The organism is Acinetobacter sp. LoGeW2-3 (genome assembly GCF_002688565.1).
Lineage (GTDB): Bacteria > Pseudomonadota > Gammaproteobacteria > Pseudomonadales > Moraxellaceae > Acinetobacter.
Genome location: NZ_CP024011.1, coordinates 96892 through 122385, shown reverse-complemented (window position 1 = coordinate 122385; position 25494 = coordinate 96892). Strand labels below are relative to the sequence as shown.

The following is a 25494-nucleotide window of genomic DNA, read 5'->3' as shown; positions in this document are numbered from 1 at the left end:
CCCGCTTTTGCGGGGATTTTTTCGTCTAAGTTAACTAAAGAATATTAATGTTTAATTAATCTGTAATTCAAATTGCTGTTAATTTTTTCACCGGTTTGAATATCACGAGCTTCTAAGAAGTTCTCACCTACAAAGAATTTACGATTTTCACCTTTTTCATCCAGCGTAATAATTGAAGTCATTTTAGGGTCAAAGCTGAAACTTCCTTTAGTCTTTGTTTCTGTGCTCTTGGTATCGGAAACATATTCTTCTTTCAACTCATAAGTTTTGTCGGGATTAAGCTCAAGCTCAACTTTAATGGCTTCACAATCCGCACATAGGAAAGTTCCTTCGTATTTACCCGCCCAGTCAAGAGAAGTTTCTGCTGTATCTCCTACAGGTAAGCTGCGTGATGTGGCCGGCGTATTCATCTGTGCAGAATTTTCTGAATCTGTATTTTCAATACTAGAAGGCTCTTGAGTTTTAGAACAGGAACTCAAGCTTAGGGTGATTGTAATCATTGCGACGATGAGGAGAGACTTTTTCATTTTTAAGCTCGTTTTCATTTCCTATTATCAAACATAAAAATTTAAAAATCATAACGGTAGTATGACTTTGTAAATGATGTATTGATTAAGTGAAATTCACTCTGCACGTGTGATGAGGTAAATGAATTGCTAAAATAATAAAAAAATTAGTTAAGGAAGCTTAGAAGTGAAAAATAATAAAAAGCAAAACTCCATCTGAAATCGCAAAAATATTTATCATCTTTTCTTTCTTAAGACCATCCAAAATCATTATCAATCGTTAGGGAGTGGGTGATGTTAAGTGACAAAGAAAATGGAATCATTGAATTAATTTATGATGCAGCGATAGATCCTAAACTTTGGGGTAAGGTTCTAGAAGAGATTGTTGCATTTACCCAGAGTACCACTGCTATTTATACCTACCTTGATCAATTAAATCCTGAACAAAATTTTGTTATTACTCATAATATTCCAGAAGTAGGGTTGGAAAATTATCATAAAGAACACCTTGATCTAATTGATATGAAATTACACGGGGAAAAAATGAAGGCTTTAGGGGTGGGGAGGTCTTATATACTGGATAGCCTTCCTTATGAATCTATGCCATATACAGATCAACAAAAATTTTATGAAAAATGTTTAAAACCTTCAAATATCCGTTATGTAAATGGAGTCCTATTGGATCATGGAGCTTATAAGTGGGCCATGTTCGCAATCCATCGGTCTCACGACTCAAAAGGATATTCTGAACATGATAAAAAAATTCTGGAAAGATTTGCTAAACACTTAAGAATGTCATTGCAGATATATAAGCAAGTTGTTGAGTTAAAAAGTGAAAATCGTAAAAATATTCAAATTTTAGAAAAATTAAAGGTGGGAGTGATTTTATTAAATGAAAAAATGGAATTACGGTTTAGTAATCAAAGTGCTCAGAATATTTTAAATCAGACCAATCTGATATGGGTTGACCAAAAGCAATGTATTAAGACATTAGCAAATTACCAGAATCAATTGGATCAACTGATTTTAAGCGTACTAAATCAAAGTGCTGAAGCTTCTATGAATTACGAAAAAGGGGGAGTGCTGTGTATTAAAAATACAGCAGAAAGTTCTTTAATGCTTACTGTAGTGCCATTAAATAATATACCTCATGATGAGTTAATTAAAATAAATAAAGCTGTAGCTATTTTTATTACTCCCTCAAATGCTAAGTATTCACTTTCTAAAAAAGTCATGAAAGAAGTATATAATTTGTCACCAAGAGAAATAGAAATCTGTGAATTATTCTTAAACGGATATGATTTAGAAGGTATTACTCAACATTGCAAAATTACAATGAGTTCACTCCGAACATATTTAAAAACGATTTTTTCTAAGACTAAATGTAATTCTCAAGTAGAATTAATTCGTTTATTAATGGGATTAACTTTTAATTTTGAACATATTGAATAGGTTAACCTAATCATTGATTAGGTTAAGCCTTGTTTAAATAATTATTTGTATCGACTTAAGGTATAACTACCTTCACCTGCTACTGTAAAGCTTAATTTGTCTGCCTGAATATTAAGAGAGAGACCTGATTGAGCATTTGTATCTGATAGGCCAGCACAACCATTGGTATCAATTAGAATATCTCTAGGGTCGATATAAAGTTTGTTATCTAACACACGATATTTACCATATTCAATCCCTGCATCACCACAAGGTGTATCTCCAGCTTCTACTTGATCATCACCTACTGGGTCTAGCAGGAAATAAGTGTTATTTGAATTAAATATAAAGATATGTGAAGCAGGACTTTGCCATACACCTACAATTCCATTGGCTGTATTTGGCAGTCGGCTAAATGTAGCTGATTCTTCTGGGTTCTTTTCTTCCTGAATATGAAGTTGAGTACCATCGAATTTAAGAACCATATTGCGAGATTTACCAAAGTCAGTTAGTCCCCAATCTTGGTTAGTATCAATAGTTGCGGAAGCGGTGAATAAACCAGTAATAGGGTCATATGAATCAATTTTCCCTACTTCCATGCCATTAAACTCTTTCTCTTCTTCATTAAGAATAGCTTCACCCATAATAAAGCTACCATCTTCTTTAAGGATAAGAGCTATCTCTGATTCATCTCCTTCAGCGCCTTGCACATACCAAGTACCTGCGATATCTTTTAACATAGTTTTACCAAAATTTTCTTTAGCTTTTTCAGGAGTTACTACAGTTTTATCTCTCAGCTCAGGAATAGCCTGGAATTGAGTTTGTAGATTTTGTACAAATTCAGCTGTAGGGGCTGAAAAATTAATTGTATTAGGTGTAAGCGAGAGGTTTGCTGGAATGGTAATACCATCATCATGGTCACCATTTGTATCAAGTGACTGTAAGAAAATCATCAGATTGAGCTGAGTTTTTTCATCTTGTGCTAATTCTAGTGGGGTAATTCGGCTATCACCTGTTACTTTTCCTATTTCAATATTACCAATACTAAAGGTAATTTCATCTCCTTCATTATATTCAAATTCTCCTCGTTCATTGGTCTGTTTGGTTACACCATTAATGGTGTAATTTGCTCCAATAATGACACCATCAGTTAGAACCCCAACTTTTTCCGAAGTTTGTTGAATTGGTGAAGCAGAATCATTATCTGAGCTGCCTCCACAAGCCGTTAAAAGTGTAGACAAAGTAAAAGCTAATAAGGTTTTTTTCATTCCATTTCCCCGTGTATAAGTATTGTTAATATAGAGTTTTACATGATTAAAGTAATATCCCTATTTGGGGAGGGTTAAATATTAAAAATAAATTTATTTATTATTTTTCAATTGGTGATTAAATATTTCTTATATCACTTAGATTTTTATTTTATATGAAAATTGGTTATTTTATTCAAAACTAACTTTATTTCTTAACCTATAAATTATGCTTTTGACGAAAAATTATTTACTTTTGTAATAAATAAATTCGAAAATCTTAGAAATTTTAAAAAATTAGTTGTATGCGTTGCTGTTTTTTATTTGAATATAGAATTTATATAAATTTATAATCTATAAAAGTATTGATTAAGCGAAATTTACTCTGCACATATAATGAGGTAAATAAAATTCTAAAATAATAAAAAACCATTAAACACCTTAGATATCTAGTATTTGCACAAGCTTAAAAATAATGAGGACAGTAATAAATTTGATTAAAGAAAATATTATTATTGCACATATCTATGATGCAGCACTTGATCCTCAGTTATGGACTCAGGTGATACATGAGTTGGTTGAATCCACTCAAAGTCAGATAGCTAGCTTCATTATAATAAATCAGCTCAATCCATTTAGTATTCAAAAATTCAGAACTTATAGGAAAAAGATTTATGAAAAATTAGAAATGAATAGTCAGATTGAACTGATACATAAATTGATGAACTGTACATTAAATTTTCAGCATATTGTGTAGATTCAAAGGGGTAAAGTGATAACAATAGAAAATAAAGCTTACTTGGTTCTATTGAAAGTGTAATAAATAACTTTTGAGGTAATGGTTTTATTATTGAGTTCTACATTGTTAGACTATCGCGCGATTTTATTTGATTTGCGACTGAACTGTGTTTGAAAATTTAGCTGAAAAATCACTCAGGTTAATGGGTTGGGAAACCGATAATCACTGGCCCGAAAATCTGAAGCAGTGTGTCATGATTGCTGCGCCACATACCAGTAACTGGGATGCCTTATATGCAAGGTTAGCATTGAAGGCATTGGGTGTTAATGTGCGTCTTACCATTAAAGACAGCTATATGAAGTTTCCCTTAGGTCCTTTTGTACGTGCCATGGGTGGAATCGGGATTGATCGCCGTCCCAAGCAGGCAGGTGAGCCGCGTCCGAGTATGGTTCAAGTCATGACAGACCTGTTTAAGCAGTATCCTAAACTGGTCATGTTGGTAACCCCAGAAGGAACGCGAGCCCGTCAAGAGCAGTGGAAAACTGGTTTTTATCATGTTGCAGTAAATGCTGGGGTGCCGATTGCACTAGCATATATGGACTATGAGCAAAAGAAAGCGGGTGTAGGAAAAATTATCCATCCAACAGGGAATTTTGAGGAAGATATGGCGGAAATCATGGGCTTCTATGCAGGCATTCAAGCAAAATTTCCTGAAGAATTTAGTGTAGATCAGCGATATTACAAAGCGGGTTAAAATAAAAAACAGGAGATTTCTCCTGTTTTTTATTGCCAAAATTCTACTTAATTAATTCAAAAATCAGGATGGCTCCTTGGCTGGAATGCCTCCCAGATTTTGACAGGCTGATTTATACAACTCGTATTGCTGAGTCACAACTTCAGATAGCGGGATCTCAAAAGATTCCTCGCCATTTTTATACTGTTCGATATAAGACTCTGCTTTGCTTTTTGAGCTATACAGAGAATGCTCATAATATTGCGTCACGCTATTATGCTGCATTTGTGAGGATTCAATCCCCGTACAATGGAAAAGTTTTAACGTATTTTCGGCTTTTTGAACATCATTTGACATACAAGCTGTCAGTAGCAGAGTCAGGCTCAATGCTGCTAAGGCTTTCATAGGGGGCGCAGACGGTTTTAGAAGGTCTCAATATTCTAAAAGGTATTTCAAGTTCCAAAACTGTTTTCTTTGAATAGTTGGTTAAAATCTGATGCATCGCACAATCAGCATCCGTATTGAACGATTCTATGCGATGCATTAGACCTGTTAACCTTTGACTAAGCCACCATCGACAATCAGGTTCTGACCCGTGACAGCCCGTGAATAAGGGGATAAAAACATTAAAATTGCAGAAGCGAATTCTTCAGGTGTAATCACACGACGTAATGGGGTTGATTGCGCAATCAGATCAAACACAAAATCTGGTGTAGCTTTGCTGGCATCTGTGGTTTGTAATAGCCCGCCAGAAAGCATATTCACATTAATCCCATATTGCCCCAGATCTTGAGCGGTAGTACGAGTAAAAGCCAGTAACGCGGCTTTAGCAGTTGTATAGTCGTGATAAGGCACCACTGGATTTTGAACCAGATTAGTACCGATATTCACGATTCGGCCAAAATGGGCTTGCTTCATATCGTCTAAAGCTGCCTGAGTAGTATTTAGACAAGCCTGAACAGCACCACTAAACTGACGTGACATCGCTTCCCAAGTTAAATCTTCTACCTTAGGTCGGTCGTCACCGTTAAATTCAAACTGTACCAAGGCATTATTTACTACTGAGTGAATACCTTCACCAAAATGTGCCTTGCTTGCGGCAAATAGGGCTTTAACCTGATCAGCTTGAGTGACATCAGCCTGATAGGCAAATACCTGATCAGGATATTGATTCTGCAAAGCTTCAGCCTGTGTTTTGCTGCTTAGATAGTTCACGACCACACGTGCACCCTCCTCAATCAGGAGTTGAGTAATCGCCAAGCCAAGCCCACGTGCACCACCAGTCACCAGCACAATTTGATCACGAATTTGCATAGGTCATTTCTACAGAAAAAATCTTTGAATAACCTTAGCAGTAATTCAGCTGAAAGCAAGTAAGCACAGACTTTGATTGTTTTTATATAGAGTTTTAACTGATCAATTCTTTAACCAACAGGAAGCATCCTGAACTGAAGAGCAGTCCAAGAACAATCTGCTTAAAATGTTGTTCTGAAATTCGAGGAAATAGTCGTGCACCCAGAATCGCAGGAATACTCACTGCAAGGATCAGTACCGCCATATAGGGTAGGTGGCTTTGATTTAAATTACCTTGGTATAGATAAACTGCCAAAGTAAACACCTGAATGGCAAAATTGAAATGGCGTAGGATATAGCGCTGTTGATCTTTGGGGAGTTGTTTGAGCATTAACCATGCAGAAGGCACTGAACCACAGAATCCCCCTAAACCTCCTAAAATACCACCAATCAAACCAATCCCGGCATCAGCAGTTTTGCCTGAATGTTGAATCAGTCGAATCTGAGGGTTCAACAACATCAGTGGACACCAGATGACGAGGAAAAAGCCCAGTAAAACTCGGAAAGTATGTGCCTCAATGATGTTCAGTAACCATGTGCCGAGCGGAACGCCGATCAGTCCGGCAATTAAATAGGGGAGATACAGTGCCTTATATAAATGAACATGCTTTTGCTCATTTGATAATGAAATGATGTGGCTCCAGATCGAAGCAAACACAAGGAGGGGCGCAGCAATTTGAGGGCTGAGTACCCATACCCAGAATGACATGGCAATTAAAGCAAAGGCAAAACCGGTGAGACCCTGTACGAATCCTGCGATCATTGCACCTAAAATAAATAATAGCCAAGTCATAGGGATCAGTAGATAAATAAAGCCAGCAGTATTCAAAAGATCACAGGAAAAACCAAGCTGATTATTAGCTATATTTATGCAAATCTTAGTCAGATTGCAGATAAATGATTTAATTGAAAGAAAGATTGAATTATTTTGTAATGTATAAAAAGTAACAAAACGGTACAGGAGATCAACATTGACTCCCTGTACTCTCCATGAAATCACCTGATACTGACAGAGTGCAGGAAAGAGGTGATGAAAATGAAAAAAATGATATTATTGTCATCAGTGTTGGCAGTGGCCTTAACAGGTTGTATGGTCGATCCTTGGGATGATGATTATCGTGGTCATCGAGACCGTAATGGACATTATGACCGAGACCATGGTGACCGAAACTGGAAGAAAAATAAGGATCATCGGGACTGGAAACGTGACCGAGACAATCGTGACTGGCGCCGTAACCGTTAACAGATCTTTAATTCATAAATTGCATTTCAACAAAAAAGGATTCCATCGAGGAATCCTTTTTTAATGCTCTTTACATCGATATTCATCTACTTTTTTTGATAGAGTCCTGCACGTACTGTACCGGCCTTGGTATTTTTAATCAGTTGCCAAGAAGTCGGGAGTTGCAAAGTATTTAAATCCCGATCTGCTTCTATATAAATCAGACCTTCTGCCTTGATCAGTGGATCAGCCAGTTCAGCCAGAGAAGTCCATAAGTCCAAGCTATAGGGCGGGTCTAAAAAGACCAGATCAAATTGATCTTTTAAGGTTGGTAAAGCTTGCTGCGCCGTGGTCACTTTCAGTTGTGCACGTGCTTTGGTCACTTTGAGCAGTTCTAGATTTTGAGTCAGGAATTGTGCCTGGGTACGATCCGGTTCAATCATTACAACACTGGTGGCACCGCGGGATAAGGCTTCAAATGAAAGCGCCCCAGAACCCGTGCAGAGATCTAATACCTTGGCATTCTGCACATCCCACATCAGCCAGTTAAACAGCGTTTCACGAACACGATCAGGCGTAGGACGCAAACCTTCAATACTGGCAAAAGCCAACTGACGGCGTTTCCAGTCCCCGCCAATAATACGAAGCTGATTTTTCATGATTAATCTCTTTCTACAGGTTGTGCTGGCGTTGCTGGGCGTGCTGTATTTGATACATTGTTACTGTTTTGCTGCTCGGCAGCATTGGCTGGTATTGCCGCACTATCAGGATTCAGTATGCCTGAGCCACTTGGTAGTTCGCCCGGTTTAATCCCTGCTGTCATCAGGCCGCCACTGATCTGGTGACTAGACGGCAGAATCGGATTTTTCTTGCGGGTCAGTAACCAGTAATCAAATACAGGTTTAGCCAGCTGGGCAGCTGAACCACCATGACGGCCATTTTCCCAAATCACAGCAATGGCAATTTCCGGTTTATCCGCAGGCGCAAAGCCGACAAACAGGCCATGGTCGAGCTGGCGTTCAGTGAGCAGGGCTTCATTATATCTTTTACCTTGGGCAATACTTTTGACCTGAGCAGTACCGGTTTTACCTGCAATCGAGAACATTGGAGTACGAATACCTCGACCTGTACCAGACTCGACCACATCGACCATGGCATCACGCATTTTGATCCAGTCTTCAGGTTTACCGTTAAACTGGATCACGCCATCAGGTGCATTATGTGGCTTATAGGCTTTGGAACCTTTGGTGTCACGTAGTACGTGTGGTGTGACATGTGAACCCTGATTTGCAGTAATGGCAGTGGCCATCGCGAGTTGTAATGGTGTTGCTGTAAATGCCCCCTGACCAATACTCACTGAAATAGTTTCACCACGTAACCATTTGGAATTACGGGTACGCATTTTCCACTCAGGACTTGGATATAGACCTGAGCTTTCACTTGGCAGATCGACACCAGTTTTTTCACCGAAACCAAACTGACGCATCCAGCTATTCATCTTTTCAATGCCCATGCGATAGGACATGACATAGAAATAAGTATCGCAGGAAACCACTTGGGCTTTATGCAGGTTCACAGCACCATGACCGGTTTTTTTATGGTCACGGAAACGGTGACTATCGCCCGGTAGGGTGAAATAACCTGGATCTGAAATGGCAGTGTTCCAATCAACCAAACCATAATGCAAACCGCCAAGACCAAACATCGGTTTGATGGTTGAACCAGGAGGATAAGAACCTTGCACCGCACGGTTATAGAGCGGCTGATCGAGGTTGTCGCGTAAATAAGAATAATCTTTGGTGCTGATCCCTGTTACAAACAGATTTGGGTTAAAGCTGGGACTGGAAACTAGCGCTAGAATTTCCCCTGTACTTGGATCCATGGCAATAATCGCACCACGACGTCCAGCCAGTTGTTCTGAAGCCACCACTTGCAGACCATAATCCAGAGATAAATATAGGTCATTGCCGCGGACCGGGTCTTTACGGCCAAGATGACGCAGTACATTACCATGCGCATCTGCTTCGACCGATTCATTCCCTGGAACACCATGGAGCAGATCTTCATAGGATTTTTCAACCCCAATTTTCCCGATCAGGTTGGTGCCGGCATAAAGATCCTTATCAATACTTTTTAGTTCTTTGTCATTGATACGACCGACATAACCAATCACATGGGCAAATAATTCACCATGTGGATAGTAACGGGTCATCTGGGTATCAATCTTCACACCTGGGAACAGGTGCTTGATTTCACTGAAACGGGCTATATCGGTTTCGGTCAGATTCAGCTTGATGGAAACACGTTCGGTTTTTTTTGCGGTTTTAATCCGGCTGTTAAAACGCTCAATATCTTCTTCAGTCAGTTCCAGAATTGGGGTCAGGCGTTTAATCGTATCATCAATATCCGCGACATCGGCACGACTCAAGGTTGCTGTAAACACCGGATAGTTATCTGCTAACAATACCCCATTGCGGTCATAGATATAGCCGCGCGCCGGGGCAAGCGGTTGCAAGCGGATACGGTTCTGGTCAGAAGCTGTATTGAATTCATTAAAACTGACAATCTGCAGATACGCATAGCGGCTGACCAGTAGCAGCATACAGATGGTGACCAAGCCAATCGAGAAAAACACACGATTGCGATAAATGCGTTTTTCTTGCTGTACATTTTTTAATGGAAAATGCTGCTTCATACGAGATCGACTTAGACCTGAACACGGATAGGAATGAAAGTGCGTTATTCTAACCCAACTGACCTGGTTTGGATATTGAAATACGAGCGGGTTGCCCATCTACTCAACGTTGACTTTGTAGACATTAAAATTGTCTGCAGTTGTATACAACTACGTTGATAATTCTGCTAAAGTCCAAATTGAATAAAAAAAGGACGATACCTTAAAACTATAATGAATCAAGGATATTGGTGAAAAGGAATGAATAAATTATACCCTTTGCTGGCATTTGCTTTAATGACAAATGCAGCTTATGCACAGGACCAGATATTTTCGACGCCTGAGCCAAAGCTCAGTGACGCGCAAGCCAGTACCTGGAATATTGGGGCAGGATTCACTAAAAAAATGATTCACGTCAATCCTGAATGGGTAAACCCTTACGGGATTGGCTATGTCAAAGCTGGTGTTTTTCTGGACGATGATAAGACATTTGGTGCACAAGCTGGCTTTCGTTACCCTGCACATCTCACAGGAAAGGATAAAAATGGGTATTATGTCGGGGTTTATGCCGGACATCTTCAGACTAAGAGTATAGATGGTGAATATGAAGCACAGCTGGGCGGCGGAATAGATCTTGCCTATGTCATGCTGAGTTCAGAACGAATCAGTACCTTTAGTATCGGTATCGGTGCTGGTGAGAAACTGACAAACCGAAATGGCGATGTTGTGGCTGAGACTGAACCATTACTACAATTCTCCTATACTTTAAGTATCGGTTTATAGAGAAAATATTCGACTTTAAAAGAAATTGTATTCTGTGAACAAAGAATTAAATATGGAAGTTATACATGCTTGAGTACGTTAACGAGTTGTGGCAAGCCTTTCTGATGCGACCAGATTTCTGGGCCGTACTCAGTATCATTCCTGTCACTGCATTCGTTACCTGGGCACACGTCTGGATGGCACTGAAAATGGTGTTCTATCCAATTACGTTCTGGGGATTCCATATCGGTCCATTGCCTGTCGGTTGGCAGGGCATTGTGCCGCGTAAAGCAGGACGAATTTCAGGCATTATTACCGATAACACCTTGTCCAAACTGGGATCGATCCAGGAATTTCTGCAAGCGATGGATCCGGATGATATGGCACGTATCATCGGTGAGCAGGTCGGTTTCGAGCTTGAACATCTGATAGATGAGGTCATGATCGATCGCAATGCAGTTTTATGGGAAAACTTGCCGTACTCGATCAAACGCCGTATTTATTCCCAGGCACATAAGCAGTTGCCAAATGTGTTACGTGAATTAGTGACTGAGCTGACTATGAACGTCGAGTCACTGGTGGATATGCGTGACATGGTGGTCAGCCAAATGGAAGGTGACCGCCGTTTGATGGTGCGCATGTTCCTGAAAGTCGGACAGAAAGAAATTAACTTTATCTGGCATATCAGTGCTTTAATTGGTATGTTCTTCGGTCTGTTCCAGATGGTGGTGTGGTTTGTGGTGCCTTGGCACTGGACCGTACCGTTCTGGGCAGCAATTTGGGGTTTCCTGACCAACTGGATTGCGATCTGGATGGTGTTTAACCCGATTGAACCACACTATGTGAAATACCCGCAGTTCTTTGCTCGTACAAAGGACCATAAGTTTCCATGGATTAAACCGGTCATCCCACGTATTGGCACCTATAACATACAAGGTGCTTTTATGAAACGTCAGGAAGAAGTCTCTGACGTCTTCGCTAGCGTAGTGACAGAAGATCTGATTACGTTAAAATCGATCATGACAGAAATGATGTATGGGGGGAAGAAAGAAAAAACCCGCCGGATCGTCAAGCGTCACATTAACGAAATTATGGAAACACCGCTGGTTCGTACCTCTTTACAGCTCTCTTTGGGGCCAAGAGAGTATGCAAAACTCAAGACGGACTTGATCGATCGCTCAATTGAAATTACGATGGTGCCTGTATGCGACCCTGCGTTTAATGCGAGCCGTGCACAGAAAATCTATCAAATGTTTAGAGACCGCATACGCGAGTTGACACCGAAAGAGTTTCAGAATCTGTTACGACCTGCGTTTCAGGAAGATGAGTGGATTCTGATTTTATTGGGTGGAGTAACCGGTTTTTTTGCGGGTTTAATCCATTTGTTTGTGGCTTTCTTATAACGAGACGCTGAAATGCTGGATACCTTTGGGGATGTCCAGACATTTGGTGTCCTATACATTGTTAAAAAAATGAGGATGTTTATATATGCGCATTATCTTACTCGGACCACCTGGAGCAGGTAAAGGTACACAAGCTCAGTTGATCTGTAAGCGCTACAATATCCCACAAATTTCAACCGGTGATATGCTCCGTGCTGCAATTCGTGAAGGAACTGAATTAGGTTTACAAGCTAAAAGCGTCATGGACAATGGCGGTTTGGTTTCTGATGAGTTGATCATCGGTCTGGTTAAAGAACGTATTGCACAGCCTGACTGTATCAATGGTTGCATCTTCGATGGCTTCCCGCGTACTATTCCACAAGCTGAAGCGCTTGAAAATGAAGGCATCAACATCGATCACGTGATTGAAATTGATGTACCGGACGAAGAAATCGTTCAGCGTCTTTCTGGCCGCCGTCAGCACCCGGCTTCTGGTCGTGTTTACCACATCGTTTACAACCCGCCAAAAGTGGAAGGTAAAGATGATGAAACTGGTGAAGACCTGGTTCAACGTCCAGATGACCAGGAAGAAACGATTCGCAAACGTTTGGGTTCTTACCATACTGAAACTGAACAGCTGGTTGGCTTCTATCAAGGCCGTGCAGCATCAGGCGAAAATGCACCGACTTATGACAAACTGAACGGTCTACGTCCAATTGAACAAGTTCAAACGGATCTATTCGCGATTCTGGATCAAGCAAAATAATCGTTCTACGATAATTTTGACATTCAGGGAGCCCTAAGTCATATTAGGGCTCTTTTTATTTCTGCGTCTTTAAAGGAATTGCGACTGTGAAAATTGGTTTGTTGTTGCTCATGGTGGTGATCTTACTTGTTCTCGTCGGCTTAGTGATTGTGAGCTACCGAATGCTGAGCAAAGTGCAGAAACAGGAAAAAATTGAAAATAGGGGTAAAGCGCCACAACGTCAATTACACCCGAAATTGCAGGCGGAATTGGAACAGCGCAGAAAGGCGCAACAGGCTGAAGAAAAGCAAAAATAAGCTTCAAATCTGCTAATGTAGATACAAAAAAGCTGAACCTTAGTTCAGCTTTTTAATTTTGGATTAGTCGATATTTTTAACTGCAATCGGTTTTAAGGCACCAAAATCAAAACGGTCCGGCCAGTTACAGACATCGGATACCACGCATTCATAGCATTTCGGTTTACGTGCGATACAGCAGTAACGACCATGCAAAATCAGCCAGTGATGCGAATCAATCATAAATTCTTTTGGAATCACTTTGACCAGTCGATGTTCGACTTCCAGCACGTTTTTGCCCACTGCCAGTCCGGTACGATTGCCGAGACGGAAAATATGCGTATCCACCGCCATGGTCGGTTGACCAAAGGCAGTATTGAGTACCACATTCGCCGTTTTACGTCCCACACCGGGTAAGGCCTCCAAATCAGCACGATTGTTCGGCACCACGCCGTTGTGCTTTTTAATCAGCATCTCGCAGGCTTTGATGACATTCTCTGCCTTGGAGTTATACAGACCGATGGTTTTGATATAGGCCTTGAGTCCATCCACACCTAATGCATAAATTGCTTCTGGTGTATTGGCTACTGGAAAGAGTTTATCTGTGGCTTTGTTAACACTGACATCGGTGGCTTGCGCGGAAAGTGTTACAGCGACCAGTAATTCAAAAGGACTTGAATAGTTCAGTTCAGTTTTTGGATTCGGACGCTGTTCGCGTAGGCGTTCAAAAAAGGTCTGAATCTGTTTCTTGGTCATGTTTTTTACAGGCTTGCCGCTCATACTTGTCATGGTCTTATCCCTATAAATTCTGAAGTTGCTGAGTCAGTTCTTCAAGCTGAGTACGTTTGCGTGCATCCTCACGGACAGATAGCTGTTTCTCGAGCTTTTTGATCTGGGTACGCAGCTTGGCTAGTTCAATCGTAGTTTTGGCATCTTGAATCAGTACATCTTCATTGGGCTTTTCTACCACTTCAATCACAGGCACATTCTGGCTCTGTGCAGAGAACTCGGCAAACAGCTCGGTATTGATTTCAGCGCGGACTACAGGACCTTTGCGATCTATACGGCGTTTTTCCTCACGCTGGATATGTGCATAGTAGCGTTGGCGCAGATCATTCTGTTCCTGAACATGCTGTTCATCGGTCATTAGTGGATGGATATCTTCCACCAGATCAATACAGTCTACCGGGCAGGGCGGAATGCACAGTTCACAGCCGGTACACAAATCGGTGAGTACGGTATGCATTAATTTGCCAGAACCGATAATCGCATCCACCGGGCAGGCACTAATGCATTTGGTACAGCCAATACACTCATCTTCGCGGATTACAGCTTTCATGCGCTGCGGGCGACCATCAGGCTGAATGGGCCAGACACTTGGCTCGGCAATTAGTTTAGGACGATTTAACAATCGGGCAAGAGCATCTGCCACAGGCTGTCCACCGGGCACACATTTGTTGGCCTCTTCTCCCTCGGCAATGGACTGGGCATAGGGTAGGCAGCCATCACGATGACCACACAAACCACATTGGGTTTGTGGCAATAATGCATCAATAGATTGGATCAGGGAAATCTGCGAATTCATGATATTTCAAAGCCGCTCATAGTGAGCATTTCAGGAGGTGAAACAAAATATGTCAGAGTTACAAATTTTAGCATATTTTAGGCAGCTTGTTTGTGCACAATTAAGGTAACAAATATGCATTATAATCATGCATAAATAAGAATTTAGGCTTTGATTACACTACCGTTTTAATATCTACAAATTTAATTCATAATAAATATAAATAACTGTTATAAAATTATTTTTCATTTTTTTTCAAAAAAACTATTGTGGATTAGTTACAAAAGATATTTAATATTTTGCGCCAAAATTTAACATTGATTGTAAATTTGACCAATTTTGATCCATTTTCTGCTGAGGATTAAGCGTTGAAATACAACACACTTAATGAGTTCCTAGATTACGTTAAAACACGTGATGCACATCAACCAGAATTTCTTCAAGCTGTAGAAGAAGTGATGACAAGCTTGTGGCCGTTCATTGAAAAGAACCCACAATATGCAGCTCACGGTTTACTAGAACGTCTAGTTGAACCAGAGCGTGCGATTCAGTTCCGTGTAGCTTGGGTAGATGACCAAGGTCAAACACAAGTAAACCGTGCGTTCCGCGTACAGTACAACTCAGCGATTGGTCCATTTAAAGGTGGTATGCGTTTCCACCCATCTGTGAACCTTTCAATCCTGAAATTCTTGGGCTTTGAACAAACTTTCAAAAATGCTTTGACTACATTGCCTATGGGCGGTGGTAAAGGTGGTTCTGACTTTGACCCTAAAGGCAAGTCAGAAGGCGAAATCATGCGTTTCTGCCAAGCGTTAATCATCGAGCTTTACCGTCACCTTGGTTCTAATACTGATATCCCTGCAGGCGACATCGGTGTAGGTGGTCGTGAAGTTGGCTACATGGCCGGCATGATGAAAAAATTGAGCAATGACACTTCATGTGTATTCACTGGTAAAGGTTTGACTTTCGGTGGTTCATTGGCTCGTCCTGAAGCAACTGGTTACGGTACTGTGTATTTCGCTGAGGAAATGCTGAAAACTCGTGGCGACAGCTTCAAAGATAAAGTTGTGACTATCTCTGGTTCTGGTAACGTTGCGCAATATGCTGCTGAAAAAGCAATGTTCCTAGGTGCTAAAGTTGTTTCTCTTTCTGACTCTGCTGGTACTGTTTATATTAAAGACGGTCTGACAGAAGAACTTCTTGCTGAAGTGATGGAATTGAAAAACGTTAAACGTGGTCGTATCTCTGAATTCGCGTCTAAACACGGTTTTGAATACCTTGAAGGCCAACGTCCTTGGGGCATTAAGTGTGATATCGCGCTTCCATGTGCAACTCAAAACGAATTAGATGCAGATGATGCTGACAAACTTCTTGCAAACGGTGCAATCTGTGTTGCTGAAGGTGCAAACATGCCATCTACTCTAGGTGCTGTTGAGAAATTCGTTGAAGCGAAAATCCTTTACGCTCCAGGTAAAGCATCTAACGCGGGTGGTGTAGCAACTTCTGGTCTTGAAATGTCTCAAAATGCATTGCGTCTTGGCTGGACTTTCGAAGAAGTTGACGAACGTCTTCACGCGATCATGAAAGAAATTCACCGCAACTGCGTAAAATACGGTACTAAAGAAGACGGTACTGTAAACTACGTAGACGGTGCAAACATTGCTGGCTTCGTAAAAGTTGCTGATGCAATGCTTTCTCAAGGCGTATTCTAAGTTCTGACTTAGTTGAAGCTTGAAAAAAACCGGAGTGATAGCTCCGGTTTTTTTATATCTATTGAAAATAAATTATAGTGAACCTTTTACTGCTTCACGCTCGACTGCCATATCAAAGATATACGCATATTTAGATTGATCGGCTGCCGGATTCTTGATTTCGAAGCGTTTCACACGAATCACCTGACGTTCATTCGGGCTATGCTGGAAACCTTCAATCTGGTCATAAAACAAGGTCCAGTCTTGATCTACCTGAGTTTTTAAACCTTGTTCATTGTATTTAATTTCTCTTACCTGTAAGCAGGTTTGCTGAGCAACACCGGTACAAGCTTTAGTTTCTGGAGAAATTTCCAGGAAAATGATTTCAGCTTCGCTCTTATATTTATTTTCTGGCGTCATCTTGCCTGTGAATACATAAGCCTTTCCGTTTACTGTCAAGGTTAAGACTGGAGTCTGAGCATCACTGGTATCTAAGCTGAACGGAATACGGGCATCATCAAAAATCTCACCTGCCAGCTTTTCCTGTTGCATGGCATTGGTATCGCAAGCCTTCATGGTAGAGATTAAGGTGCCAGTTTCTAGCTGACCGGCATTAATCTTCCAGCTGCCACCCAGACTATTGCAACTGGTGATAACGCTAAAACGATTCTCATCATGGAAGCTCAGCACCATATGTTCTTGTGCGCCGGTATCAATGTGCCATTCATAAGCACTCAAGGTATTGGCGGCATTTTGTTGCTGTAATACGGACACGGCAAGATCTCCTACTTTTTGGACATCATTCGACTGACAAGCTGCAAGGCTCAAAGGAAGTAAAGCAAGAATTAAATATTTTAATTTCATTGATGGAATAGTCATGAAGCAAGTAAAGCAGACTTAAGCTTAAACTATTCATTTTTAAAAAATATGAATACATTCTGAAGCTTTAAGTAGCAAAATGTATCCATGGATTTTGAATGATGTGTGCAGGAAAATAGAGGATTTTCTAAAAGTTAAATAACAAAGGCTCAATTAGAACCTTTAGTTTTAGTCAAAACGGTAGATATCCATACCAAGTGAACCCATGCTAAAGCTGCTATGCACTAGACTGAAACGGGTGCCGGTTCCCATTGAAAAGAAGATCGGCGCAAAGTGTTCCAGTGTTGGATGGTTACGTTCTAAGTAAGGAATGCTTGGCCAATCCAGGACTGCTTCATAGTCGCTATGAGTCAGTTTGCTCACCACATGATTACGGAAGGTCGATGCCCATTCTGGCACAACATTGGATTGCCCAGTACGATCTAGTTCACGCAGGTTATGGGTAATACTGCCTGAACCAATCAGTAGAACTTGCTGCTCACGTAGGGGGGCCAGCGTCTGACCAATTTTATAAATATCATGCGCAGTCATGTTCATCGGCAGGGAAATTTCCACCACCGGTATATCTGCATCTGGATACATGTGCAGCAATGGCATCCATACGCCGTGATCACGTGGGCGTGAATTATTGGCATAGGCACTAAAGCCTGCTTCAGACAGTAAGCCAAGAATCTGCTCAGCCAGTTCCGGTCTTCCCGGTGCTGGGTAGCGTAGCTGGTATAACTGAGGTGGGAAGCCACGGAAATCATGCCAGGTTTCTGGACGAATGCCTGTATTTACTTCCAGGGCATTACTTTCCCAGTGAGCAGACATCACAATGATGGCTTCTGGACGTGGCAGATTGACACTCAAACGCTCCAGTGCTGGACCCACCTGTTCAGGGTTAAGGGCCAGCATTGGGGAGCCATGGGAGATAAACAGGCCGGGAAGCGTTTGTAAATTCATAGTTCAAACCACATCTGGAAGATGTCTTCAATAATGCACGAAAGGATATGAAGTAAGGAGGGGAGATTGTTCAACAATTCGTTGCGGAAATAGAACAATCATCAATTCCTGCCTTAACCCGCACGGTGATACGGATGATTGTGATTAATGCTCATAGCACGGTACAACTGTTCAATCAGCATGACACGGACCAGAGGATGCGGCAAGGTTAGTTTGGAAAGTGACCAGTGCCAAGCCGCTGCCTTACGTACTGCTTCAGAGTGACCATCCGGTCCGCCAATGGCTAAAGCCACATCATTACCTTCCAGCATCCAGCCTTTCATGGTTTCAGCCAGTTTTTCGGTACTGAATTCACGGCCACCGACTTCAAGTGCAATCAGGGTTTCATTGGGCTTGAGTGCATTCAGGATGCTGTCACCTTCGATATTACGATATTTCAGGATGTCGGCTTCTGAATCATTCTTACCACGTTTCGCCATCGGCAGTTCAATAATTTGCGTTTGAACAAATGGCTGTATGCGCTTGAAGTAATCTTCAAAACCAGTGAGTACCCAGGCTGGCATTTTTTGACCAATGGTCAGAATACGGATTTTCATACAGACATCATGTTGTTCAGGATAGGCTCATTATAACGATGAAACAACACGAAGTTGAGTATAGAAACAAATTGAAATTGAATTAGAAAAAGTGCTGCTGCATAAATATTCAGAGTTCAAGTTTCCGCTTGAAAATATCATGGAAATAATAACAAATGCGGATTGTAGCTATTTTAAGAAAAAGTTGTGTGGGTTTACTGATCAGCCTTTCCCTGATCTTCCCTAACTGGGCTTGGGCCAATCCAGCCGGTAACGCTCAAGTCAAGAATCTCGAGCTTTATTTTAGTCAGATCTTGAATGTGGATGAGTTTAGAAATCACAAGAATACGGCTGAGCTGAATCGGGTATCCGCCTGGTTGAAAGAGCAGATGCGCCGCTTTGGCATTCCATGTCAGTTTCAGAGCTATATTGTAAATAGTCAGGGCTATCGCAATCTAGTGTGCCAGCTGAATGTCAGAGCAAAAGATAAAATCGTCATCGGTGCGCACTATGATGTTTTTGCCAATCATCTCGGGGCAAATAATAATGCTTCGGGCGTAGTCGGCGTGCTGGAAACAGCGCGACTGTTGGCGATACAAAAATCCAAACTGAAAAATAATATCGAGTTTGTTTTCTATGGACTGGAAGAACCACCGTATCTCAATACTGAACATATGGGCAGTGCGATTCATGCAAAGTCATTAAGAAAGCAAAAACAAAAAGTGTATGGTGTCTTCGTGCTGGATTCGATTGGTTACTATGATGAAAATCTGGTGCAGAGCTATCCGGCAACTTTAAAATGGCTCTATCCTCGACATGCCAATTATATTGCCAGTATTGGGCATTTGGGTTCAGTTGGACTGACAGGACGATTCTGTGATGCTATGCAGATGCATCAACGTCTGGAATGCGAGCGCTTTATTATTCCTACCTTTATGCAGGGACTGGATTATTCAGGTTATCTGAGTTATGCCAAACAGAACTTTCCCACTGTACTGATCAGTGATACGGCACATTATCGTTATCCTTATTACAATACTGAGCAGGACACCTTGGATAAACTGGATCTGAAAAAAATGACCTATGTAATAGATGGCTTGGTACAAACCGTACTAAGTCCATAACGCCTAAATATAGAGACAATAAAAAACCCTGCCAGAGCAGGGTTTTTTAAAGCAGGTCACTTAGTGACGTGCTGCTTTACCTTCATCAGTTGCTTTTACAATCGGCGTTTTGACCAATGCTTTTGGCATAGAAGTCAATGCCAACGGTAAAACTTCATCAATCGATTTTACAGCTTTGATTTCTAGTCCTTCCTTCACATTTTCAGGAATTTCAGACAGGTCACGTACGTTGTCTTGGGGGATAAATACCAGCTTGATTCCACCGCGGTGAGCAGCAAGCAGTTTTTCCTTTAGGCCACCGATACGCATTGCACGACCACGTAGGCTGGTTTCACCTGTCATCGCGATATCAGGACGAATCGCAATACCTGTGAATGCAGATACCAGAGCAGTCGTCAGTGCCAGACCAGCAGATGGACCATCTTTCGGTGTTGCACCTTCAGGTAAATGTACGTGAACATCGGTTTCTTCAAAGCGTGAAGCTTCGATACCCAGTTCAGCTGCACGGGTACGAACCACAGTCATTGCAGCAGTAATCGATTCCTTCATTACATCACCGAGAGAACCGGTAGTAATGAATTTACCTTTACCTGGAACAGCTGCAACTTCAATGGTCAGTAACTCACCACCCACCGAAGTCCAAGCCAGACCATTCACGCGACCCACTTCAGCTTCTTCTTCAGCCATGCCAAAGTCAAATTTGTGAGGACCCAAGTACTCAGGCAGGTTAGCTGAATTCACTTCAAGCTGAAGATTTTTCGCTTTCTTGCTAACCGCTTCTTTCACTACTTTACGGGCAATTTTAGAAACTTCACGTTCTAGATTACGCACACCAGCTTCACGGGTATAACGCTGTACGATGTCGCGAATCGCTTCTTCATGAATCGTCAATTCTTTGCTACGCAGACCATTGTTTTTGATTGCTTTCGGAACAAGGTAACGTTCAGCAATATTCACTTTTTCATCTTCGGTATAACCCGGTAGACGAATCACTTCCATACGGTCCAATAGGGCCTCTGGAATATTCATGCTGTTGGCAGTACAGATGAACATCACTTCAGAAAGGTCCAGATCAAGATCTAAGTAGTGATCATTGAACTTGCTGTTCTGTGATGGATCGAGTACTTCAAGCAGGGCAGAAGCAGGATCACCACGGTAGTCCTGAGCCATCTTGTCGATTTCGTCGAGCAAGAACAGTGGATTTTTCACGCCAACTTTTGTCAAAGACTGCACGATTTTACCTGGCATCGCACCGATATAAGTACGACGGTGACCACGGATTTCAGCTTCATCACGTACACCCCCGAGGGCCATACGCACGAACTCACGGCCAGTGGCTTTAGCAACAGATTCACCGAGTGAGGTTTTACCTACACCTGGAGGACCTACCAGACACAGGATCGGGCCACGCAGTTTTTTCACACGTGACTGAACTGCCAGATATTCCACAATACGATCTTTAACATCGTCCAGACCGTAGTGATCCGCATCCAGAATTTCCTGCGCCTTGTTCAGGTTAATGCTGACTTTGCTCGCCTTGTTCCAAGGTGTATCCAGAATCACTTCAAGATAGTTGCGAACAACAGCAGCTTCACTTGAAGCAGGCTGCATTGCTTTTAGCTTACGGAACTCTGCTTCTGCTTTCTTACGTACATGTTCAGGCAGGTCTGCTTCAGCCAGACGTTTTTCAATTTCAGCCACGTCATCTTCTGCACCACCGTTCAGGTCAGAAAGTTCGCGTTGAATTACCTTCATTTTTTCATTCAGGAAATATTCACGCTGATTTTTTTCCATCTGGCGTTTTACTGAATCATGCAGGGTTTGCTCAATCTGTTGTTCTTCAGACTGTTGCAGTAAATACGTCATGAGTTCAGTCAGATGAGCTTCAAACTCATCGTGCTCAAGGAATTTTTGCTTGATTTCAATGTTCAGCGGCACACGAGTTGCAACAAAGAACAATAATTGAAGCAAGTCTTCAATTTTATTGGCAGCGGCAATCAACTCACGCGCATTACGTAATTTTGCTTCTGCATATTGAGCAAATAGCGCACGCAGTTCTTCAACACGAGTATCCTGTGTGTCTTGGTCCATCTTGACTGTGATCGGACTCAGCTCATGTTCAGCAGTCAGATATTCAGTATCATCAATGATTTTAGTTAATTTGGCACGATATAGGCCTTCGATGAGAACCTTAATACAGTTTTCATCATTTTCATGATTCACAACTTGCACAATCTTCGCGACAGTACCGTATTGATATAAGTTATCGTGATCAATTTCTTCTGTAAGCGAATCTTTTTGCGCAACTACAAATACTAGATTGTCACTGTTACGAGCCACATCAACTGCATTGATCGATTTTTCACGACCGACAAATAACGCGATTTGCATGTGTGGATATACGACCACATCACGTAGCGCTAAAAGTGGTAATACACTTGGAACCTGAGGCTCAAAGCTTTCTTCATTCATAATAATTTCAGACATGGGCACTCCTAATGAGTGACAACGATGTTGCCATGTATTTTATAGTGATGGGTATTTTTAAAATTACAAGGGCCGTTCAGATGAAATTGTATAATTATTGACTAATTATTTGATTTAAAAGTAACTTAGTTAGCTATTCAATTTACAAACGTTTAAAACGCAGCAAGCGAGTAGGGGTTAAAAGTGCGTCCAAAGGCTGATCCCATTTCTCCCGATATAATGGTGTTTCTACAAGTTGCAAATCATGTGCCAAACCAAGACGATAGGGTTTTTTATACGCCGTAGCTAAGGTGCGGTCATAGTAACCACCGCCCATGCCAATCCGGGTTCCCTGATAGTCACAAACCAGTAGGGGCATGATTAACAAATCAAGTTTTGAAACATGTAAACCACGAGCTTGCATTGGCTCACGCATGCCTAAACGATGATGAAAAAAAAGCTTGTTACGGTACTGATGTTGATTAATGCGAACCCATTCTAGTTGCTGGTTCATGTTACAGATCACCGGCAAATAGACTTTTTTACCGACTGAAAAGCAATACTCAATGATTTTTTGCGTTTGAATCTCACCAAAAGCATCTAAATAGAGGCCGATATGCTGTGAATGGATAAATTGTGGATTCGTCCTGAGAAGATTCAATACTTGCTGAGCGGACTTTTTTTGTTCAAATCGGGAAATACGACGACGGGCTTGGCGGATATGTTTTCGAAGTTCCTGAACAGTCGTATGCATAAATTATCTAAACGTTAGATGGTGCTGAACCTAAGTCTAAGGCAGGAAGAGGGAAAAGTAAAAAATGTCGAATAAATATTTAAGAGGAGATCAGATAAATTTTCATAGACCATTTTTATGATGAGGTGAATCTAATAGGTCCTCATCGGAAACTTTCCCACCATCTCAAATACCTTTGTATATTGGAATACCTTGAAGTTTGCCCATAGCTGAATAGAGCAAACTCTCAACTAAGAATAAATAAAAAATAATTCAGGATTGAATGGTATGAATAAAAAAATCAAACCTTTGACACGGTTTATACAACTCGTTTGTGGTTGTGCTGTACTGGCTTCAGCATCAGGTTATGCTGCTACAGCAAATCAACCTGCACCTCCAAACACCCAACAAGTCTTTTTCGTCGGTAATAACTGGGATGGTACAGTCACAGTAATTCGCCCATCTGGTGACTTTGGCAAAATAGGTGTAATTAATATGATTCCAGATCGTAAAGAACGCCTACTCGAAATCCATCTGAATCCAATCAAACTGATTGCCTATACCTATATTCAGGCCACAGCGGGTGAGGGCAATGATCAGCTGGTAGATGATATGTATTCCACCCCAGATGGGCAGTCTGTGGTGGCTTCACGTCCAAGTTTTGCCGATGTGGTATCGATTAATATCAAAACCGGCAAAATCAATTGGCGTACACCAGTTGAAGGCTTCCGGGCAGATCATATGGCAGTTTCACCAGATGGGCAGCGCCTGGCTGTTTCTGCATCTTCGGGTAATGTGGTGCATGTTTTGGATATTAATACTGGCAAAGAATTGGGACAGTTCGCGACAGGGGATAAACCCCATGAAAATATTTTCTTCAATAGCGGCAATAAAATTCTGAATTCTGCGATCGGTAATGTCGAAACCTCCATGGATGCTCAATGGCAGGACTTCACCAAAGGTAAACGTTTGATCACCATTGCTGATGCAAATACCTTTAAGGTTCTAAAGAAAATTGATTTCCGACCAGCTTTGGATAAATTTGGACGCAAGGATTTATCCAATTCAGTACGTCCCATGGTTTTGAGCAAGGATGAAAGTAAAATCTACGCGCAAGTCTCATTCTTTAATGGCCTGATTGAATATGATTTGAATCAGGACAAAATTACCCGTATTGGCCAGCTGCCAGGCAGCAAAACTATTCCAAGTGATCGTACTAAATGGGTAAATGATTCACGTCATCACGGACTTTCGATGAGTGGCGATGGTCAAAAACTCTGTGTTGCGGGCACAATGGACGATTATGCCACCATTGTCGATATTAAAACTTTAAAAGAAGGCCCTCTAATCTCAGCTGGTAAACCATATTGGGCTACCGTAAGTCCAGATGGAAAAAATTGCGTGATATCTGAAAGCGAAACCGATGTGGTGACAGTGATTGATTTTGCCACAGGCAATAAAGTGATGAGTGTACCAGTAGGTAATCACCCGCAACGGGTTCGTATTGGTTATGCACCTAAAGACTGGTCTACCCCATAAAAATAAAAAAGTCTAAAACAGTAGGGGGGGGCTCTACTGTTTTAAGATGAATTCTAGGACAAATGCGAAATGCTTAATCACAATAAAAATATAATAATCGGGATTGTGATGATCTTATTCAGTGGGCTAGCGCTGATGTTTCTGCTCATGAATGATGAAAATGATATTTCAACAACAGAACACTATAGTTCGAATGATCATGCTGTATTAATTCAAACAGAATCACAGCTGCAGAGTCCAGCTTCTATTCTTGAAAATGAGCAAAAATTTGCACAACAAAATCAGCAGTTCATACAGAAACGTGATGCTCTCTATATGCAGTTGGCAGAAATCTCGAATCATCTTAGTCAAGGCAAACAGCCAGACCTAAGAGAAGTCAGTAAAATGCTAGAAACCCTGCGACAACTAGTAAAGGTAAAAGTAATTTCAGTACAAGAGGCAAGCGCGACAATTGAATTCTTGCAAAAAGTATTGCCTGAAATGGAGATGGAATTGGCACGTGAAATCAAGCTGATAGATAGAATTGAATAAATAAGGCTAAACTTTAAAAAGGAGATTATTTTTATAATATTGCGAAGAATAGAGATGCTCATATTCTAAAAAAATAAAACACTCCGAAGATGCCGCTGCATGTGTCGTTACCCTGAACCCGATGAGTTCAAGGAGGATGCGACGTATACTTGCTGGGTTTCCCATACGAAGATGGGCATACACTCTAAATATACAGACCACACCCATAGGTGTTAGTATCGGCAGGGGAATAGACCCGCTGGCGAACATCCCAGAGTTAGACTTAGTATAAACGATAATGTTTACGTGGCAACTCTATGCTGTGTTGGAACTGTAAACTTCACCATTGATCGGATGAAGTTTAAACAAAAAATCTGT

The 25494-nt window shown here is 41.3% G+C and carries 25 protein-coding genes and 1 other RNA gene; 11 read left to right on the top strand and 15 right to left on the bottom strand.

Annotated elements, in window-relative coordinates; translation table 11 throughout:
* Nucleotides 1-44: 44 nt before the first annotated feature.
* Nucleotides 45-527, bottom strand: a complete 483-nt coding sequence (locus BS636_RS00625) for a copper resistance protein NlpE (RefSeq protein WP_099339560.1) — start codon at nt 525-527, stop codon at nt 45-47.
* Between the two features lie 273 nt (nt 528-800).
* Between BS636_RS00625 and BS636_RS00620 the strand changes: the two genes are divergently transcribed.
* Nucleotides 801-1958: a helix-turn-helix transcriptional regulator gene (locus BS636_RS00620; protein WP_099337055.1), complete on the top strand. Its 1158-nt coding sequence runs from the start codon at nt 801-803 to the stop codon at nt 1956-1958.
* 41 nt (nt 1959-1999) lie between these two features.
* On the opposite strand, the gene BS636_RS00615 is transcribed toward BS636_RS00620, so the two are convergent.
* Nucleotides 2000-3205, bottom strand: a complete 1206-nt coding sequence (locus BS636_RS00615) for a hypothetical protein (protein WP_099337054.1) — start codon at nt 3203-3205, stop codon at nt 2000-2002.
* 884 nt (nt 3206-4089) lie between these two features.
* Here BS636_RS00615 and BS636_RS00605 point away from each other — a divergent pair.
* The gene (locus tag BS636_RS00605) at nt 4090-4677 is read left to right on the top strand and encodes a 1-acyl-sn-glycerol-3-phosphate acyltransferase (RefSeq protein WP_099337053.1); all 588 of its coding nucleotides are present in this window, start codon (nt 4090-4092) and stop codon (nt 4675-4677) included.
* Between the two features lie 63 nt (nt 4678-4740).
* On the opposite strand, the gene BS636_RS00600 is transcribed toward BS636_RS00605, so the two are convergent.
* The 3 genes from BS636_RS00600 to BS636_RS00590 all read right to left on the bottom strand — a co-directional run bounded on the left by BS636_RS00600 (nt 4741) and on the right by BS636_RS00590 (nt 6802).
* Nucleotides 4741-5061 (bottom strand): hypothetical protein, encoded by a 321-nt coding sequence (locus BS636_RS00600; protein ID WP_099337052.1) that lies wholly within the window; start codon nt 5059-5061, stop codon nt 4741-4743.
* A gap of 147 nt (nt 5062-5208) precedes the next feature.
* Nucleotides 5209-5970, bottom strand: coding sequence for a 3-oxoacyl-ACP reductase (locus BS636_RS00595; protein WP_099337051.1), 762 nt, complete (start codon nt 5968-5970; stop codon nt 5209-5211).
* 94 nt (nt 5971-6064) lie between these two features.
* Nucleotides 6065-6802 carry a sulfite exporter TauE/SafE family protein gene (locus BS636_RS00590; protein ID WP_099337050.1) on the bottom strand — a complete coding sequence of 246 codons (738 nt, stop codon included), beginning with the start codon at nt 6800-6802 and terminating at the stop codon, nt 6065-6067.
* A gap of 243 nt (nt 6803-7045) precedes the next feature.
* Here BS636_RS00590 and BS636_RS00585 point away from each other — a divergent pair, with 243 nt between their 5' ends.
* Nucleotides 7046-7252 carry a hypothetical protein gene (locus tag BS636_RS00585; RefSeq protein WP_099339559.1) on the top strand — a complete coding sequence of 69 codons (207 nt, stop codon included), beginning with the start codon at nt 7046-7048 and terminating at the stop codon, nt 7250-7252.
* Between the two features lie 86 nt (nt 7253-7338).
* Here the strand turns inward: BS636_RS00585 and rsmD are convergent, their stop codons facing one another.
* Both rsmD and mrdA read right to left on the bottom strand, forming a co-directional pair.
* Nucleotides 7339-7890, bottom strand: coding sequence for a 16S rRNA (guanine(966)-N(2))-methyltransferase RsmD (gene rsmD / locus BS636_RS00580; protein ID WP_099337049.1), 552 nt, complete (start codon nt 7888-7890; stop codon nt 7339-7341).
* Nucleotides 7891-7892: 2 nt separating this feature from the next.
* On the bottom strand, nt 7893-9926 hold the full coding sequence (gene mrdA, locus BS636_RS00575; protein WP_099337048.1) for a penicillin-binding protein 2: 2034 nt from the start codon (nt 9924-9926) through the stop codon (nt 7893-7895).
* Nucleotides 9927-10166: 240 nt separating this feature from the next.
* On the opposite strand from mrdA, the gene BS636_RS00570 reads away from it, so the two are divergent.
* From BS636_RS00570 to BS636_RS00555, 4 genes are all read left to right on the top strand, one after another.
* Nucleotides 10167-10688 carry a hypothetical protein gene (locus BS636_RS00570; protein WP_099337047.1) on the top strand — a complete coding sequence of 174 codons (522 nt, stop codon included), beginning with the start codon at nt 10167-10169 and terminating at the stop codon, nt 10686-10688.
* 65 nt (nt 10689-10753) lie between these two features.
* A complete protein-coding gene (locus BS636_RS00565; protein WP_099337046.1) occupies nt 10754-12070 on the top strand; it encodes a hypothetical protein in 1317 nt (438 codons plus the stop codon).
* Nucleotides 12071-12155: 85 nt separating this feature from the next.
* A complete protein-coding gene (gene adk / locus BS636_RS00560) occupies nt 12156-12815 on the top strand; it encodes an adenylate kinase (protein ID WP_099337045.1) in 660 nt (219 codons plus the stop codon).
* Nucleotides 12816-12901: 86 nt separating this feature from the next.
* The gene (locus BS636_RS00555) at nt 12902-13111 is read left to right on the top strand and encodes a hypothetical protein (protein ID WP_099337044.1); all 210 of its coding nucleotides are present in this window, start codon (nt 12902-12904) and stop codon (nt 13109-13111) included.
* A 63-nt stretch (nt 13112-13174) separates the two neighbouring features.
* Here the strand turns inward: BS636_RS00555 and nth are convergent, their stop codons facing one another.
* Together nth and BS636_RS00545 are read right to left on the bottom strand one after the other, a co-directional pair.
* Complete coding sequence (gene nth, locus BS636_RS00550; RefSeq protein ID WP_099337043.1) at nt 13175-13879, bottom strand: endonuclease III; 705 nt, start codon at nt 13877-13879, stop codon at nt 13175-13177.
* A 10-nt stretch (nt 13880-13889) separates the two neighbouring features.
* Nucleotides 13890-14675 (bottom strand): RnfABCDGE type electron transport complex subunit B, encoded by a 786-nt coding sequence (locus BS636_RS00545; protein WP_099337042.1) that lies wholly within the window; start codon nt 14673-14675, stop codon nt 13890-13892.
* A gap of 347 nt (nt 14676-15022) precedes the next feature.
* Between BS636_RS00545 and gdhA the strand changes: the two genes are divergently transcribed.
* Complete coding sequence (gene gdhA, locus BS636_RS00540) at nt 15023-16366, top strand: NADP-specific glutamate dehydrogenase (RefSeq protein ID WP_099337041.1); 1344 nt, start codon at nt 15023-15025, stop codon at nt 16364-16366.
* Between the two features lie 72 nt (nt 16367-16438).
* Here gdhA and BS636_RS00535 read toward each other — a convergent pair whose 3' ends face one another.
* The 3 genes from BS636_RS00535 to rlmH all read right to left on the bottom strand — a co-directional run bounded on the left by BS636_RS00535 (nt 16439) and on the right by rlmH (nt 18765).
* On the bottom strand, nt 16439-17209 hold the full coding sequence (locus BS636_RS00535) for an META and DUF4377 domain-containing protein (protein WP_213064229.1): 771 nt from the start codon (nt 17207-17209) through the stop codon (nt 16439-16441).
* 183 nt (nt 17210-17392) lie between these two features.
* The gene (locus tag BS636_RS00530) at nt 17393-18169 is read right to left on the bottom strand and encodes a dioxygenase (RefSeq protein ID WP_099337039.1); all 777 of its coding nucleotides are present in this window, start codon (nt 18167-18169) and stop codon (nt 17393-17395) included.
* 113 nt (nt 18170-18282) lie between these two features.
* A complete protein-coding gene (rlmH, locus tag BS636_RS00525; RefSeq protein ID WP_017401572.1) occupies nt 18283-18765 on the bottom strand; it encodes a 23S rRNA (pseudouridine(1915)-N(3))-methyltransferase RlmH in 483 nt (160 codons plus the stop codon).
* A 155-nt stretch (nt 18766-18920) separates the two neighbouring features.
* Between rlmH and BS636_RS00520 the strand changes: the two genes are divergently transcribed.
* The gene (locus BS636_RS00520) at nt 18921-19868 is read left to right on the top strand and encodes a M28 family peptidase (protein ID WP_099337038.1); all 948 of its coding nucleotides are present in this window, start codon (nt 18921-18923) and stop codon (nt 19866-19868) included.
* 60 nt (nt 19869-19928) lie between these two features.
* Here the strand turns inward: BS636_RS00520 and lon are convergent, their stop codons facing one another.
* Together lon and BS636_RS00510 are read right to left on the bottom strand one after the other, a co-directional pair.
* Nucleotides 19929-22355 (bottom strand): endopeptidase La, encoded by a 2427-nt coding sequence (gene lon, locus BS636_RS00515; RefSeq protein WP_099337037.1) that lies wholly within the window; start codon nt 22353-22355, stop codon nt 19929-19931.
* Between the two features lie 142 nt (nt 22356-22497).
* Nucleotides 22498-23088 (bottom strand): 5-formyltetrahydrofolate cyclo-ligase, encoded by a 591-nt coding sequence (locus tag BS636_RS00510; RefSeq protein WP_099337036.1) that lies wholly within the window; start codon nt 23086-23088, stop codon nt 22498-22500.
* Nucleotides 23089-23355: 267 nt separating this feature from the next.
* Between BS636_RS00510 and BS636_RS00505 the strand changes: the two genes are divergently transcribed.
* Nucleotides 23356-24606 (top strand): YncE family protein, encoded by a 1251-nt coding sequence (locus BS636_RS00505; RefSeq protein WP_099337035.1) that lies wholly within the window; start codon nt 23356-23358, stop codon nt 24604-24606.
* 147 nt (nt 24607-24753) lie between these two features.
* Nucleotides 24754-25137, top strand: a complete 384-nt coding sequence (locus BS636_RS00500) for a hypothetical protein (protein ID WP_228206915.1) — start codon at nt 24754-24756, stop codon at nt 25135-25137.
* Between the two features lie 76 nt (nt 25138-25213).
* Here BS636_RS00500 and ssrS read toward each other — a convergent pair.
* Nucleotides 25214-25397, bottom strand: a non-coding RNA gene (gene ssrS / locus BS636_RS00495) — 6S RNA.
* Between the last annotated feature and the right edge of the window lie 97 nt (nt 25398-25494).